Genomic DNA, 13,881 nt, shown 5'->3' with positions numbered 1-13,881 from the left:
GGAACGGATCAAAACTGGAGGAATTACTATGTTGAAACCTGCTCATCTGATTGATACCAAAGATCTGACAAAACAGGAAGTGGAAGAAATACTGGAACGGGCCTGGTTTTGGGAGAAAAATAGGGAAAAGCAACTGATGCCTTTTGCAGGGCGATTTGCCGCTAACCTGTTTTTTGAGCCAAGTACGCGTACACGCTTTTCCTTCGAAGTGGCAGAGAAAAAATTGGGGTTCCATGTACTGAATTTTAGTGAAAACCATTCAAGTGCCGTAAAAGGTGAATCCCTGTATGATACAGTCAAAACTCTGGTTTCTTTGGGAGTGGAGGTCATCACCATTCGTCATCGTGACCCTGAAGCCATTTTGGAGCTAGTGGAACGGAATCCTGGCTGCTCTATTGTGAATGCAGGGGCGGGGGCACTGGCTCATCCTACTCAATCGCTCCTGGATCTTTACACCATAAAGAAACACTTTGGTGAATTGGCAGGTTTGCAGGTGGCCATTGTTGGAGATCTCGCACATAGTCGTGTCGTTCGTTCGAATCTCTGGTCGATGCAGAAGTTCGGCATCCAGGTTATCTTAAGTGGACCACCGGAAATGAGGGATCCGGAATTGGAGCGGTTGGCTCCCTATGTTCCATTTGAAGAAGCGATCGAAACGGCTGATGTGGTCATGATGTTGCGTGTACAATTGGAGCGACATGAAAGCAAGCTGTTTACCAGTGCTGAGCAGTATAACCAAGCTTATGGTTTAACCCTCGAACGAGCCAAACGGATGAAACCAGGGGCCATTATTATGCATCCAGGGCCGTTTAACCGGGGAGTGGAAATTGTCGACGAACTGGTAGAAGATTCACGTTCCAAGATTTTTGAGCAAAAAGCAAATGGAGTATTTGTACGGATGGCGGTATTGGAAAAAGTACTGCAAGGAGGTACTGAGCGTGAAAATATTGTTGAAAAATGGGCAAGTATTGGATGAACAAACAGGCAAGCTCATTAAAAAGGACATCCTCATCGTAGGTGAGATGATCGCAAAAATAGCGGCGGAAATTGAAGACGAGGAAGCAGAAGTGATCGATGTGGATGGAAAGTTTGTTTCTGCCGGCTTCATTGATATGCACGTGCATTTGCGAGAACCCGGATTTGAAAAGAAAGAGACGATAGAAACAGGTACGTATGCTGCAGCTCGTGGCGGGTTTACCACTGTTGCATGTATGCCCAATACTCGACCACCAATTGATTCCGTGGAAATTGTTCAGGATATTTTGGCTAAAGCGGAAGAAGCGGGTTATGCGCGTGTTTTACCGATCGGAGCGATTACCATTCGACAATTGGGACAAGAACTGACAGATATGGAGGCACTAAAAGCAGCAGGTGTCATTGCCGTATCTGATGATGGTGTCGGTGTACAAAGCAGTAAAGTCATGAAAGAAGCGATGAGAAAGGCTCATTCTTTGGGGCTCCCGGTTGTTGCACACTGTGAGGATGACACCCTGGCAAAAGGGGGTTGTGTCCATGATGGCGAGTTTGCCAAACGCTATGGCTTGCAGGGCATTCCAAGCGAGGCTGAATCGATTCATGTAGCACGGGACATTTTGCTTGCCGAAGATATAGGAGTCCATTACCATGTCTGCCATATCAGTGCGGAACAATCCGTACGTCTGGTTCGTGAAGCCAAAGCGCGAGGACAAAAAGTGACGGCAGAGGTAACCCCCCATCACTTGCTGCTGTGTGACGAGGATATTCCAGAACCGGATGCCATGTATAAAATGAACCCACCTCTTCGCTCGAAAAAAGATCGAGCGGCATTGATCCAGGGATTGAAAGACGGGACAATCGATATCATTGCTACAGATCATGCGCCGCATATGGTATCAGAAAAGGCTCAAGGAATGGAGTTGGCGCCATTTGGTGTTGTCGGACTGGAAACTGCATTTCCGCTTCTTTATACCCATTTGGTTCTGACCGGGGAGCTCACCTTGGCTGAGTTGGTGGAGAAAATGACACGTAAACCTGCAGAACTGTTTGGTCTGCCATATGGAGTGCTAGCAGAAGGAAAATCAGCGGATATCACGGTGATTGATTTGGAAGAAGAGCGTCCGGTTGATCCCAATACGTTTAAATCAAAAGGTCGAAATACACCATTTAGTGGCTGGCAATGTAAAGGATGGCCTGTTCTGACCATCTACCGTGGAAACATTACATGGGATCAGGCAGATATTGTTGTGACATTTGAAGAATAAACAGGAACGGATTGGAGGGCGCATCACATGAAAGCACGTTTGATCCTTGAAGACGGGACTGTGTTTACAGGAACCTCCTTTGGGGCAGAAGGAGAATCTGTAGGTGAAGTTGTTTTTAATACGAGTATGACAGGATACCAAGAAATTTTAACAGACCCATCTTATTGCGGACAGATTATTACGATGACCTATCCCCTGATCGGAAATTACGGCTTTAATCGGGATGATAATGAATGCTTGCGTTCCTTCGCGCATGGTTTGGTGGTCCGGGAATATCAGGAGTTTGCCAGTAACTGGCGTAATGAAACAACCATCAGTGACTGGTTGAAAGAACAAGGGATCATTGGCATCTCCGGGATCGATACCCGGGCGTTAACCAGAAAGTTGCGGATTTACGGGGTGATGAGAGGGCTGCTCACTACCAGTGACGAACCTGTCGAAGTTTTGATTGACCGCTTGAAAAACACGCCGCATATGCATGACCAGGTCGCACGAGTAAGTACCAAAAGCATCTACATTTCACCCAATTATGGAAAACGTGTGGTGCTAATGGATTTCGGAGCCAAGCATAATATTCAGCGTGAACTGGTTGAACGGAACTGTGAAGTGATCTCCGTTCCTTATAATACGACTGCAGAAGAAATTCTCCGCTTCCGCCCGGATGGGATCATGCTGTCCAATGGTCCTGGAGATCCCAAAGATGTACCCGAAGTGATCGAAACGATTGAACAGTTGATCGGGAAAGTGCCGATGTTTGGAATTTGCCTCGGACATCAACTTATCGCCTTGGCTTGTGGAGCAGATACCGCCAAGCTGAAATTTGGTCACCGGGGTGGAAATCATCCCGTTAAAGAATTGGAAACCGGTCGAACCGTCATTACCTCACAAAATCATGGCTATGCAGTCACCCATGAGTCGCTTGCAGGAACCGATTTGGAAGTAACACATATTGCTTTAAATGATGGCACCATTGAGGGACTTAAACATAAAACACTGCCCGTATTCTCTGTGCAATATCATCCGGAATCAGCACCTGGACCACTTGATTCAGGCTATCTCTTCGATCAGTTCAAAGAAATGATGGACGCCTTTAACAAGAAAGGGGAGAAAATACATGCCTAAGGATCCTTCGCTCAAAAAAATCTTGGTAATTGGTTCAGGCCCGATTGTGATTGGACAGGCAGCTGAATTTGACTATGCAGGCACACAAGCATGCCAATCCCTCCGGGAAGAAGGGATTGAAGTGGTGTTGGTCAATAGTAACCCAGCGACCATTATGACCGATACCAACATGGCAGATCGTGTCTATATTGAACCATTGACTCCTGAATTTATTACCCAAGTGATTCGCAAAGAGCGTCCGGATGGGCTTCTTCCCACACTGGGAGGACAAACGGGTCTTAACCTGGCTGTGGAACTGGCAAAACAAGGCGTATTGGAGCGCGAAGGTGTACGATTGCTCGGAACGGACTTAAGAGCGATTACTTGTGCAGAGGATCGGGATCAATTCCGTAGCTTGATGAAAGAATTGGGCGAACCGGTTCCTTCCAGTGTGATTGTCAATACGGTAGAGCAAGCAGTCCAATTTGCCAATGAAATGGGTTATCCTGTTATTGTTCGTCCAGCTTATACACTAGGTGGAACGGGTGGCGGCATTGCCAATCATGAAGAGGAATTAAGAGAAATTGTCGAGAACGGTTTGCGCTACAGTCCGATTAACCAGTGCTTGATTGAGCAAAGTATTGCTGGATTTAAAGAAATTGAATATGAAGTGATGCGGGATGCGGCAGATAACTGCATTGTGGTATGTAATATGGAAAACTTTGACCCGGTTGGTATACACACGGGAGACAGCATTGTTTTTGCGCCCAGTCAAACACTGTCTGACCGCGAATACCATATGCTTCGAACTTCAGCCCTGAAAATCATCCGTGCCCTCGATATACGTGGCGGTTGTAATGTCCAGTTTGCCCTCAATCCGCATAGCTTTGAGTATTTTGTGATTGAGGTAAACCCACGGGTGAGCCGTTCCAGCGCTCTGGCATCGAAGGCGACTGGATATCCGATTGCACGGATTGCGGCTAAAATTGCCATTGGCTACACGCTGGATGAGTTGAAAAATCCGGTTACCGGCCAGACATATGCCTGCTTTGAGCCAGCTCTCGATTATGTTGTCAGCAAAATTCCACGCTGGCCATTTGATAAATTCGTTTCTGCGAACCGAAAGCTTGGGACCCAGATGAAAGCGACTGGAGAAGTCATGGCGATCGGGCGCACGCTGGAAGAATCTTTGCTCAAAGCGGTACGCTCACTGGAGATTGGAGTAGATCATGTTTATTTGAAAGAAGCGAGCGAGCTCAGCGATGAAATCATTCGCAAGCGTTTGGCAGAAGCCGATGATGAGCGGGTCTTCTTACTGGCAGAATGGTTCCGTCGGGGCCATTCTTTGGAAGAAGCGCATCAGTTAACGAAAATTGACCGGTTCTTCCTCTATAAGCTGAAACAGATTATTGAGCTTGAAAATGAATTGCAAAACAACCCGTTGAATGAAGAGTTGCTTCTAAAAGCGAAACGAAGTGGCTTTACCGATAAAACCATTGCGCGTCTTTCGAATTTAACAGAAGGAGACGTACGCAGTTTGCGCAAGAAGTTTGGAATCAAACCGGTTTATAAGATGGTGGATACCTGTGCGGCTGAATTTGAAGCAGCAACCCCTTACTACTATTCCACCTATGAACAGGAAGATGAAGTGGAAAAGGCAGAGAAGAAGACAGTACTGGTATTGGGATCAGGGCCCATTCGAATCGGACAGGGGGTTGAGTTTGACTATGCGACAGTCCATGCGATTTGGGCGATTCGCCAAGCAGGTTATGAAGCAGTCATTATCAACAATAACCCCGAAACAGTCTCGACGGATTTCAATACTTCAGATCGCCTGTATTTTGAACCATTGTACAAAGAAGATGTACTACATGTGATCGAAAAAGAAAATCCAATGGGTGTGATTGTTCAGTTTGGTGGACAAACCGCACTTAACCTCGCCTATCAGTTACGCGATGAGGGTATTCCGATTCTTGGCACTTCACTGGATGCGATTGATCGGGCTGAAGACCGCAAGCGTTTTGAAGAATTGCTTCGTGAAACCGAAATTGCCCAGCCGCTGGGAGCAGCAGTCACTTCTGAAGAGGAAGCAGTGGATGCGGCAGCCCGCATTGGCTATCCGGTATTGGTTCGTCCATCGTATGTCCTGGGCGGACGGGCGATGGAAATCGTTTATAGTGAAAAAGAACTGCGCTCTTACATGAAAGAGGCAGTCAAAGTAAATCCCGAACATCCGGTGTTAATTGATCGCTATCTGCAAGGAAAAGAATTGGAGGTAGATGCGATTGCCGATGGTGAGCAAGTATTGATTCCAGGAATCATGGAGCATATTGAACGCGCTGGGGTTCACTCCGGTGACTCGATTGCAGTTTATCCGCCTCAATCCATCACCCGGGAACAGAAAGAACGGATTTTGGAGATTACCACCAAAATCGCCAAAGCATTGGATACCAAGGGACTCATTAATATTCAGTTTGTCCTCCACCAGGGAGAAATCTATGTGCTGGAAGTAAATCCACGTGCATCCCGGACGGTACCATTCCTGAGTAAAGTAACCGGGATTCCAATGGCACAAGTAGCAACCAATATCATCTTGGGTAAAAGCCTGAAAGAACAGGGCTATGATGGTGGTCTATGGCCAGAAAGCCGGGAAATTGCTGTAAAGGCACCTGTTTTCTCCTTTGCGAAATTGCGCAGCGTCGATATTACACTTGGTCCGGAAATGAAATCGACGGGTGAAGTCATGGGGCGTGACCGCGATTATGCACGGGCTGTATATAAAGGACTGATCGCCTCCGATATCTCGCTGCCCCGTTTTGGCACAGTCATTGCTACCATTGGCGATAAAGAGAAAAAAGAAGCGATCCCGCTCATTCAACGCTTCTATCAATTGGGATATCGAATTGTTGCAACCAGAGGAACCGCTCAGGCTCTAAAAGAAGCGGGCATTCCGGTTCAGGAGGTATACAAGCTGAAAGAAGGTTCGCCTACCATTCTGGATCTCATTCGTCAAGGTGAAGCTGATCTGGTCATCAATACATGGACACGTGGAAAAACACCAGAGCGTGATGGTTTCCGCATCCGTCGGGAAGCGGTAGAACATGGCATTGCTTGTTTGACCTCCTTGGATACAGTGGATGCTTTAATTACGACGCTTGAAGCGATTTACCTCACGGCAGAGCCAATCGGTTTGCCTTTACAGCAGCAAGGAGCGAAACAGGATATCGTGACCGTTTAATTTCAATCAATGCGATCCGGTTTCTCGCCCATGAGGAATCGGATCTTTCATCAACGTAAGGAGCGTTTGGCGGATGGATATACGAAAACGGATCATTATCGCCTTGGATTACCCAAATGCAAGAGAAGCGGAAGCTTTGTTGTCTCATTGGGAAGGAAAAGAGAAACCCTTTATTAAAGTGGGTTACCAACTGTTTTATCGAGTGGGCCCTGAGTGGGTGATAAAACGGAAAGAGGAAGGGTACTCCATTTTCCTCGATTTAAAACTGCACGATATACCAAATACAGTAGCCAAAGGTGTTGAATCAATCAGTCAGTTGGGAGTTGATTTCTTGACCGTTCATGCAAGTGGTGGGCGAAAGATGATGGAAGCAGCCCGGGAAGCAGCGGAAAAGAGTGCACGAGGACAGCGGGTTCAACTGCTGGCGGTAACCCAACTGACCAGTACGGATCAACCGATGTTGAATGAAGAGATAGGAATTCCCGGTTCCATTACCGATTGCGTGACACGTTATGCCAGGCTCGCTTATCAGGCAGGGGCAGATGGGGTCATCTGTTCGGGACAAGAGGCCGGATTGATTAAACAAGTGACAGCATCTGATTTTTTGGCTGTAACGCCAGGTGTGCGTCCATTGGGAGATGACGTTCAAGATCAAAAACGGGTCGTCACACCCACACAGGCCATAAAAAATGGGGCGGATTATTTGGTCATCGGCCGTCCCATTACGCAAGCACCATCCCCAGTGAAAGCATATGAAGCAATTTTGGCAGAAATCAAACAAGCATGGAGGTAATCTTATGGCAAATCCATGGTCGTTACAAGAAGCAATAAAGCGTACGGGTGTGTTAAAAGAAGGGCATTTCCTCTTATCCTCTGGTCGTCACAGTGCAAGATATATGCAGTGTGCACAACTTCTACAGTATCCCCATGATGCTGAACAGACGGGAAAGGCTTTGGCCCAGTTATTTAAAGACCAAGTGATTGATGTGGTTGTCGGTCCGGCACTTGGCGGAGTGATCATTGCCCATGAAGTAGCACGTGCCCTTGGTGTCCGCTGCTTGTTTACCGAGCGCAAAGAAGGAAACATGGAATTGCGCCGGGGATTTTCCATGAAACCGGGTGAACGTGTCTTGGTGATCGAAGATGTGGTAACCACCGGTGGTTCAGTTAAAGAAGTGATCAAGGTATTGGAAGGGCTTGGAGCCACGATTGTCGCTGTTGGTTCGATTGTGAACCGGAATCCGGGGCATAATCCATTCACCTATCCATATCGCGCTTTGATGGAAATCACCATTGAAAGCTATGATCCTTCTGAATGCCCTTTGTGTAAAGAAGGCATTCCAGTCGTGAAGCCTGGTAGCCGTACCACTTTAAAAGAAAAGATATGATTGAAGCCACCATTTGGCGAGAATGAGATCATTTATTCCTTTTCTTGTTGAGTGACTTTTGCTCATATTTATTATCCTGTCAGTAGATGGGAGTTCCCTGAGAATCCCCTTCGTTTACGTATGGGGAGTGGTTAAGGAACTCATCAATAAAAAGGAAACGTTGCAAGATTGCCCCCACATATAGTGGGGGTTTTTTGCTTTGATTGAATTTTATTTGAAAATCCATGATCCATAGAAGGTTTACATTTATAATTTAGATAAATTCATTATTATATATGAAGTAAGTGAGACTTAGACGGATGTAGGAATCCATTATCTTTCGTTGATTGCAAATGGAAGATCAATCCAGCCTAAAGGAGAGAAGCATCATGATGTCACACAAAGAAAAATTTGACCATTTGTTTAATCAACTTTCAGAAGAAGACCGGAAGAGTGTACTCGATTATATGGAGTATCTTGTTACACGTGCTGAACAAAAGATGTGGGAGGATATTCCAGATTTTAATGATCCTTTCTCTCAAGAAAATATTCGTGAAAAGAAATTTGAATATTTGAGTCTGGAAGAGTTAAAGCGGGAGCTTAATCTATAAATCCGTTCAAGGAAAAAGCCCCATTTGCCACGATCCCATTGCAAGTGGGGCGTAAACTTGTATCCAAGAATTTAAAATATATCAAATAATCGGCCGAATAATGTTTTAAAGAAGCTTTCTCCCAAGAGGTAAATGAGAATTCCGAAACAAATGTAAGTAACCAGGATGGTATAGAAAACATCAACCTTTCCACGATCATTGCTTTTTCTGTAAGAGTAGATGACCAGACAGATATTGATCACGACAGAAAACAAGCCGAAGATAACCAGAATCATACTTAGAGTGACTGCTGTCAAAATGCTGAGTAAGAAAGCCAGTACAATAAATGCTGTCGGAACAATTAAAATCGAGCCGATTCGGGCCGTCACATGTTGAAAAGTTGTATAAACACGTGTTGCACGCATCACTGCAAAAATAATTCCAGTCAGCAGAGCGAAAAAGAGGATAAAATAGATAAACGGCAACAAAACAGTTTCTGTGAAAGGAATAGCTTCACCGAGAAATGTATTATCCAGTATATTTTTTAAATTTGTATAAGTTACAAGCGGCAAGAAAAGAGAAAATAATACGAAAGTAATGATGCCATGAACAAAATGAGACTGATCCACTTGCTCCATTTTTTCGACAGGTTTTTTCAAGACTTCTAATGCGAATTTTAGATAATTTCCACTCAATTCTTTGGTTTTGTTCAAATATGGATTTTGACTTATGGACGTACCCTGTGGCTGAAATGGCTGGTTTACTGTAGGTGTACCGCAATGATGACAAAAATTCACATTTTCAGCTATGGGATTGCCGCATTCTTTGCAGTTCATATCGATCTCTCCTTTGAAGTGAATTCATCAAGTATTTCATCATTGATTCATACCATTTGTGAACAATGGATCCCTCCATTCGATGATTCCTAACATCATTATTTATATAATAAAATTTAATATTTTTAATTTATTTTAAACTATTTCCAGCATCGATTCAAGTTTGATATTCAAAAATGGGTACATGTTAAAATCAGTATAATATATCCTTTTATTTTCTTAATTATCAGAATATATGAATAACAGTGTGGTCGATTGACAAATAATCGGATATGAAGGTCAAATAAAATCTCCCTTGCTTGATGTCACTTCAAACACAAGGGAGAGGAGGAGTGATCAGATGTATGTTTCTCTTTGTTTCATCCACCAATATACGACATTTCAATTTTCTTTTGCTTTTGTTCTTGGCTCAATTGGAAACGCTCTTCCGAGTAACGATCGGTTCGATCTTGCCAGATTTCGATGATTTTAGCTCGAATGGTCTCGTCCGAAGCACCCGAACGTAACAATTGGAGCAAGGGATATCCTTTCGATGCAAATAAACAAGTATATAAATTTCCATCGGATGAAAGGCGGGCACGGGTACAGGAAGAACAAAAAGGTTCAGTGATCGAGGAGATAATCCCGAATTCCTTGTCCGTCCCTTTATATCGATAGCGTGTTGCGACTTCCCCGAAGTAGTTCGGCTCAACTCGTTCGATCGGCATTTCCGATTGAATTTTGCTGATGATCTCTTCTTTGGGAACCACCTTTTCCATATTCCAACCATTTGTATTCCCTACATCCATGAACTCGATGAACCGCAAGATATGCTGGGTATCACGGAAGTATCGGGCAAAGGAGACGATTTCGTCGTCATTGATTCCTTTCATGACCACCATGTTCACTTTTACCTGAAGCCCGGCAGCTGCCGCTGCTTCAATCCCTTCCAGTACTTGTTCTACACGATGAAAGCGTGAATTGAGTCGGGTAAATTTTTCGCTGTCCAAGGTATCCAGACTCACATTGATCCGCTGAAGTCCTGCTTCTTTCAGTTGTCTGGCCAGGTTTTTCAGGAGTACACCATTGGTGGTCAAGGCAATATCCTTGATGTCCTCAATGGAAGCGATCATGCGAATAAGCTCCGGCAAATCTTTGCGCAGAAGTGGTTCTCCGCCTGTGATGCGAATCTTGGTCACGCCAAGCGAAGCAAATATGCGAACAAGCCGGTTGATTTCTTCATAACGAAGGAGCTTCTCTTTGGGTAAAAATGCATAGTCTCGTCCAAAGATTTCTTCAGGCATACAGTATCGGCAACGGAAATTGCATCGATCCGTAACGGAAATCCGTAGATCTTTCAATGGACGATTCAGTTTGTCCAATGTCCTTTCGGTCATAAGGAACACCCTTTTTCTGTTGGATTACCCACCACTGACAGGTGGAATCAAAGCCACGACATCGTCGGGGGAAATGACAGTTTCCTCTTCGGCATAGGTTTGATTGATCGCTACCATGCATGTTTGCAGTTGTTGTTGATAGAGTGGATACTGTTCGCTTAATTTTTCACGAAGCTCGCGAACAGTGATTGTTGTCTCCAGTGGAAATTCGACGTTTTTCCCTATTTTTTCACCCAAATCAGCGAAACATAAAATCTTCATCGCTATCTCTCCTTATTCACCATCATTAAACCCAATAGGATCCGTCTTCACCAAATTCCTTTTTCCAGATAGGGACCACTTGTTTGAGCTTTTCAATTGCATAGCGGCAGCCTTCAAAAGCTTCTTTTCGGTGTGGAGCAGAGACAGCAATAGCTACAGCAACATCACCAATTTCCAATCGACCGATCCGATGAGAAATGGCGACATGGGAGCAACCAAATTGCTTTAAGACTTCATCGCCTATTTGTTTGAGCATTTTTTCGGCCATTTCTTCATAAGCTTCATACTCCAAATAGGCAGTTTTCTTGCCATCAGTCAAATCTCGAACGGTACCGATAAAAGTACAAGTTCCGCCACAATGAGGATCTTGAACTGCTTCAATGACTGCCTGCACATCGATTTTATCTTGGGTGATTACGAACATGGATCATGCACCTCGCTTAGTTGTTTGAGTAAAAAATCAGCTAGTCCATCGATTTGCTGAATCTGCCAGGTAGGAATGGTTGGATGTTTGAAAGGGAACCAAGAAACGATGGCGATTACCTGTTTCAATGAATGCAAAAGGGAAAGGTCTGCTTCTGTTTTGATAATCAGAACCTTTTGGTAATTTTCTTGCTTGAACCCTTCCACTAGAACAAGATCCAGTTCAGCCATGGAGGCAATCAGTTGAGATAGAGACAAAGAGCGATGCTGGATGATGGCTGTTTTTTGCGAAGAGGTAATGGCCACGGTATGTGCCCCGGCTACTTGATGCTTCCAGGTGTCTGTATGGGGGACATCCATTTCAAAGTCATGGGCATCGTGCTTAATGGTTCCGATTCGAAAGTTTCGGTTGGACCATGTCTGGATTAAATGACATATCAAGGTAGTTTTTCCTGCATTTTTATAACCGACCACTTGAAGAATCACTGGTTTTTTCAACTTTGATCACTCTTTCAGTGAAATCGCTTTCACCAGATCTCCAGCGGATGCCCCACGACCTCCGGATGGAATGATAATCAAGCAGTCCGCATCTTTGATCGTCAAAGTGACGCTTGACTTTTCTACCCCTGCAGGTTTCACATACACTTTTCCATCCTGATAGCTGGTTACCCCGCGTACATAGCGTTCAAAGGGAGATGGTTTGCTGAAATCTTCCAGCAAAGTGGCTGTGAAGGTAGGAAGCTCTAAATTGGATTTGCCTTGCATTCCCCACAAGGTAGGGCGAACAAACAGTTCAAATCCAACAAAGCAAGCCCCCGGATTTCCAGAAAGAGAAAACAGAAACTGATCGCGATATACCCCGACAGTAGTCGGACTGCCCGGCCGCATGGCTACTTTATTGAATAACATTTGCCCATCCCACTGTTCAAAAATGTCCACCAGAATGTCGTAATCGCCAACAGATACACCACCGGTACTTATGACAAGATCGGCTTCGTCAAATGCGCGGATAATGGCTTTTTTGGCTTGCTTAACGTTATCAGGGAGTTTGGTGTGCAAAATGGGTTTGGCTCCCGCTGATAGTAGCAAGTGGGCTAACATATGTCCATTGCTGTTGCGGATCCGTCCGGGAACCAGAGCCTCATCCACATCAAGCAGTTCAGATCCGGTGGCAAAAATGGCCACTTTCGGTTGCTGATAGACTTTCACTTTCGCATAACCGAAGGTAGCGAGTAATGCAGCCACACCTGGATTGATTTTTTGTCCCTTTTGCAAAAGAAGTGTTCCTTTGGTCACTTCGTCCCCAATCGGCAAAATATTTTGCCCTGCTTCTATTTCTCGCGAAATGGCGATATAGTTTTTTCCATCTTTTTCGATGGAGGTGGTCATCTCGATCATGATGACCGCATCTGCTCCGTCCGGAACAGCGGCCCCTGTCATGATTCGTGTCGCTTTGCCAGAGGTGACAGGAAGGTTCGGAACTGATCCGCAAGGCACGGTTTCCTGAACTTCCAATAAAACGGGTTGTTCCCGGGATGCGCCTTGGGTGTCTTCGGATCGAATCGCAAACCCATCCATACCCGAACGGCGAAAATGGGGAAGGTGTTCATTGGCATAGATATCTTCAGCCAAATAACGGCCATGGCTCTCATGGAGCGAAATGGTTTCGGTTTGTCCAGCTCGCACATAGGGGTGAATGCGAGCTTGAGCTTCGCTAACTTTAATCGCCTCTCTCTGGTAACGCGAACGGCCTCTTCTCATTCGGAATCCACCGTCCTTTCGGGATGGATGAAATTGCTTTTTCCGCCTGTTTTCTTGACCAAATAGGTGGGGCCAATGCTCATCTGTTTGTCAATGGCCTTGCACATGTCATAAATGGTGAGAGCGGCTACACTGACTGCCGTTAGCGCTTCCATTTCAACTCCGGTAACGCCGACCGTTTTGACTGTTGCTTCAATTTCCAATGTATCTTCTGAAATTTTTTCAAAAGTCAAATCAACACCCGTTGTAAAGATGGGATGACACATGGGGATCAATTCTGAAGTCTTCTTGGCAGCCATCACACCGGCTACCTGCGCAACCGCCAAGACGTCACCTTTTGAAATTTTACCCTGTTCAATGGTCTCCAGTGTGGCCGGTTGCATAATCACTCGAGTCTTTGCTACTGCGATTCGTTCGGTTGCCTGTTTATGTGAAACATCTACCATCCTGGCTCGTTGTTGTTTGTTGAAATGAGTGAGCATCTTGTCATCCTTCCAGTCTTTTAATCTGACGAAATAGACAGGATCATTGACCTAGAAATCATGTTGCTGACAAACTAGAAATGGGTAAAAAAAGTTAAATTACACTATTTATCATGGCACAATATAAATAGTAATGCAATAATTAACATTTACAAAAACAATGGTTTTAGCAGTGAAAATAAAGCCGCGTTGCTCGGTATCTCCTT

At 45.0% G+C, this 13,881-nt stretch carries 14 protein-coding genes; 7 read left to right on the top strand and 7 right to left on the bottom strand.

Going from position 1 to position 13,881, the window contains the following annotated elements; all coding sequences use genetic code 11:
* Positions 1-28: 28 nt before the first annotated feature.
* From BMZ78_RS13410 to BMZ78_RS13380, 7 genes are all read left to right on the top strand, one after another.
* Positions 29-976, top strand: a complete 948-nt coding sequence (locus BMZ78_RS13410; protein WP_093230948.1) for an aspartate carbamoyltransferase catalytic subunit — start codon at positions 29-31, stop codon at positions 974-976.
* A complete protein-coding gene (locus tag BMZ78_RS13405; RefSeq protein WP_093230947.1) occupies positions 939-2,240 on the top strand; it encodes a dihydroorotase in 1,302 nt (433 codons plus the stop codon). Before BMZ78_RS13410 ends, BMZ78_RS13405 begins: the two co-directional genes overlap by 38 nt.
* 27 nt (positions 2,241-2,267) lie before the next feature.
* Positions 2,268-3,362, top strand: a complete 1,095-nt coding sequence (carA, locus tag BMZ78_RS13400) for a glutamine-hydrolyzing carbamoyl-phosphate synthase small subunit (protein ID WP_093230946.1) — start codon at positions 2,268-2,270, stop codon at positions 3,360-3,362.
* A complete protein-coding gene (gene carB / locus BMZ78_RS13395) occupies positions 3,355-6,579 on the top strand; it encodes a carbamoyl-phosphate synthase large subunit (protein WP_093230945.1) in 3,225 nt (1,074 codons plus the stop codon). Before carA ends, carB begins: the two co-directional genes overlap by 8 nt.
* 73 nt (positions 6,580-6,652) lie before the next feature.
* Positions 6,653-7,372, top strand: coding sequence for an orotidine-5'-phosphate decarboxylase (pyrF, locus tag BMZ78_RS13390; RefSeq protein WP_093230944.1), 720 nt, complete (start codon positions 6,653-6,655; stop codon positions 7,370-7,372).
* Between the two features lie 4 nt (positions 7,373-7,376).
* Positions 7,377-7,967, top strand: coding sequence for an orotate phosphoribosyltransferase (pyrE, locus tag BMZ78_RS13385; protein ID WP_093230943.1), 591 nt, complete (start codon positions 7,377-7,379; stop codon positions 7,965-7,967).
* A 368-nt stretch (positions 7,968-8,335) separates the two neighbouring features.
* Positions 8,336-8,557 carry a hypothetical protein gene (locus BMZ78_RS13380; RefSeq protein WP_093230942.1) on the top strand — a complete coding sequence of 74 codons (222 nt, stop codon included), beginning with the start codon at positions 8,336-8,338 and terminating at the stop codon, positions 8,555-8,557.
* Positions 8,558-8,628: 71 nt separating this feature from the next.
* Here BMZ78_RS13380 and BMZ78_RS13375 read toward each other — a convergent pair whose 3' ends face one another.
* From BMZ78_RS13375 to moaC, 7 genes are all read right to left on the bottom strand, one after another.
* Positions 8,629-9,372 carry a zinc ribbon domain-containing protein gene (locus BMZ78_RS13375; RefSeq protein ID WP_093230941.1) on the bottom strand — a complete coding sequence of 248 codons (744 nt, stop codon included), beginning with the start codon at positions 9,370-9,372 and terminating at the stop codon, positions 8,629-8,631.
* Positions 9,373-9,731: 359 nt separating this feature from the next.
* Entirely contained in the window at positions 9,732-10,748 is a 1,017-nt protein-coding gene (moaA, locus tag BMZ78_RS13370) for a GTP 3',8-cyclase MoaA (RefSeq protein ID WP_093230940.1), read from the bottom strand.
* Positions 10,749-10,772: 24 nt separating this feature from the next.
* Complete coding sequence (gene moaD / locus BMZ78_RS13365) at positions 10,773-11,009, bottom strand: molybdopterin converting factor subunit 1 (protein WP_093230939.1); 237 nt, start codon at positions 11,007-11,009, stop codon at positions 10,773-10,775.
* A 25-nt stretch (positions 11,010-11,034) separates the two neighbouring features.
* Entirely contained in the window at positions 11,035-11,433 is a 399-nt protein-coding gene (locus BMZ78_RS13360) for a molybdenum cofactor biosynthesis protein MoaE (protein WP_093230938.1), read from the bottom strand.
* Positions 11,424-11,930 (bottom strand): molybdopterin-guanine dinucleotide biosynthesis protein B, encoded by a 507-nt coding sequence (gene mobB / locus BMZ78_RS13355; RefSeq protein ID WP_093230937.1) that lies wholly within the window; start codon positions 11,928-11,930, stop codon positions 11,424-11,426. Before mobB ends, BMZ78_RS13360 begins: the two co-directional genes overlap by 10 nt.
* Before the next feature lie 6 nt (positions 11,931-11,936).
* On the bottom strand, positions 11,937-13,193 hold the full coding sequence (locus BMZ78_RS13350) for a molybdopterin molybdotransferase MoeA (RefSeq protein ID WP_093230936.1): 1,257 nt from the start codon (positions 13,191-13,193) through the stop codon (positions 11,937-11,939).
* A complete protein-coding gene (moaC, locus tag BMZ78_RS13345) occupies positions 13,190-13,675 on the bottom strand; it encodes a cyclic pyranopterin monophosphate synthase MoaC (protein WP_093230935.1) in 486 nt (161 codons plus the stop codon). The genes BMZ78_RS13350 and moaC overlap by 4 nt, the downstream gene beginning before the upstream one ends.
* Between the last annotated feature and the right edge of the window lie 206 nt (positions 13,676-13,881).

It is taken from the genome of Thermoflavimicrobium dichotomicum, from assembly GCF_900114055.1.
In the GTDB taxonomy this organism is placed as follows: Bacteria; Bacillota; Bacilli; order Thermoactinomycetales; family Thermoactinomycetaceae; genus Thermoflavimicrobium; species Thermoflavimicrobium dichotomicum.
Note: the sequence above shows the minus strand (reverse complement) of the source record. Positions and strands in the feature narration are given on the sequence as shown.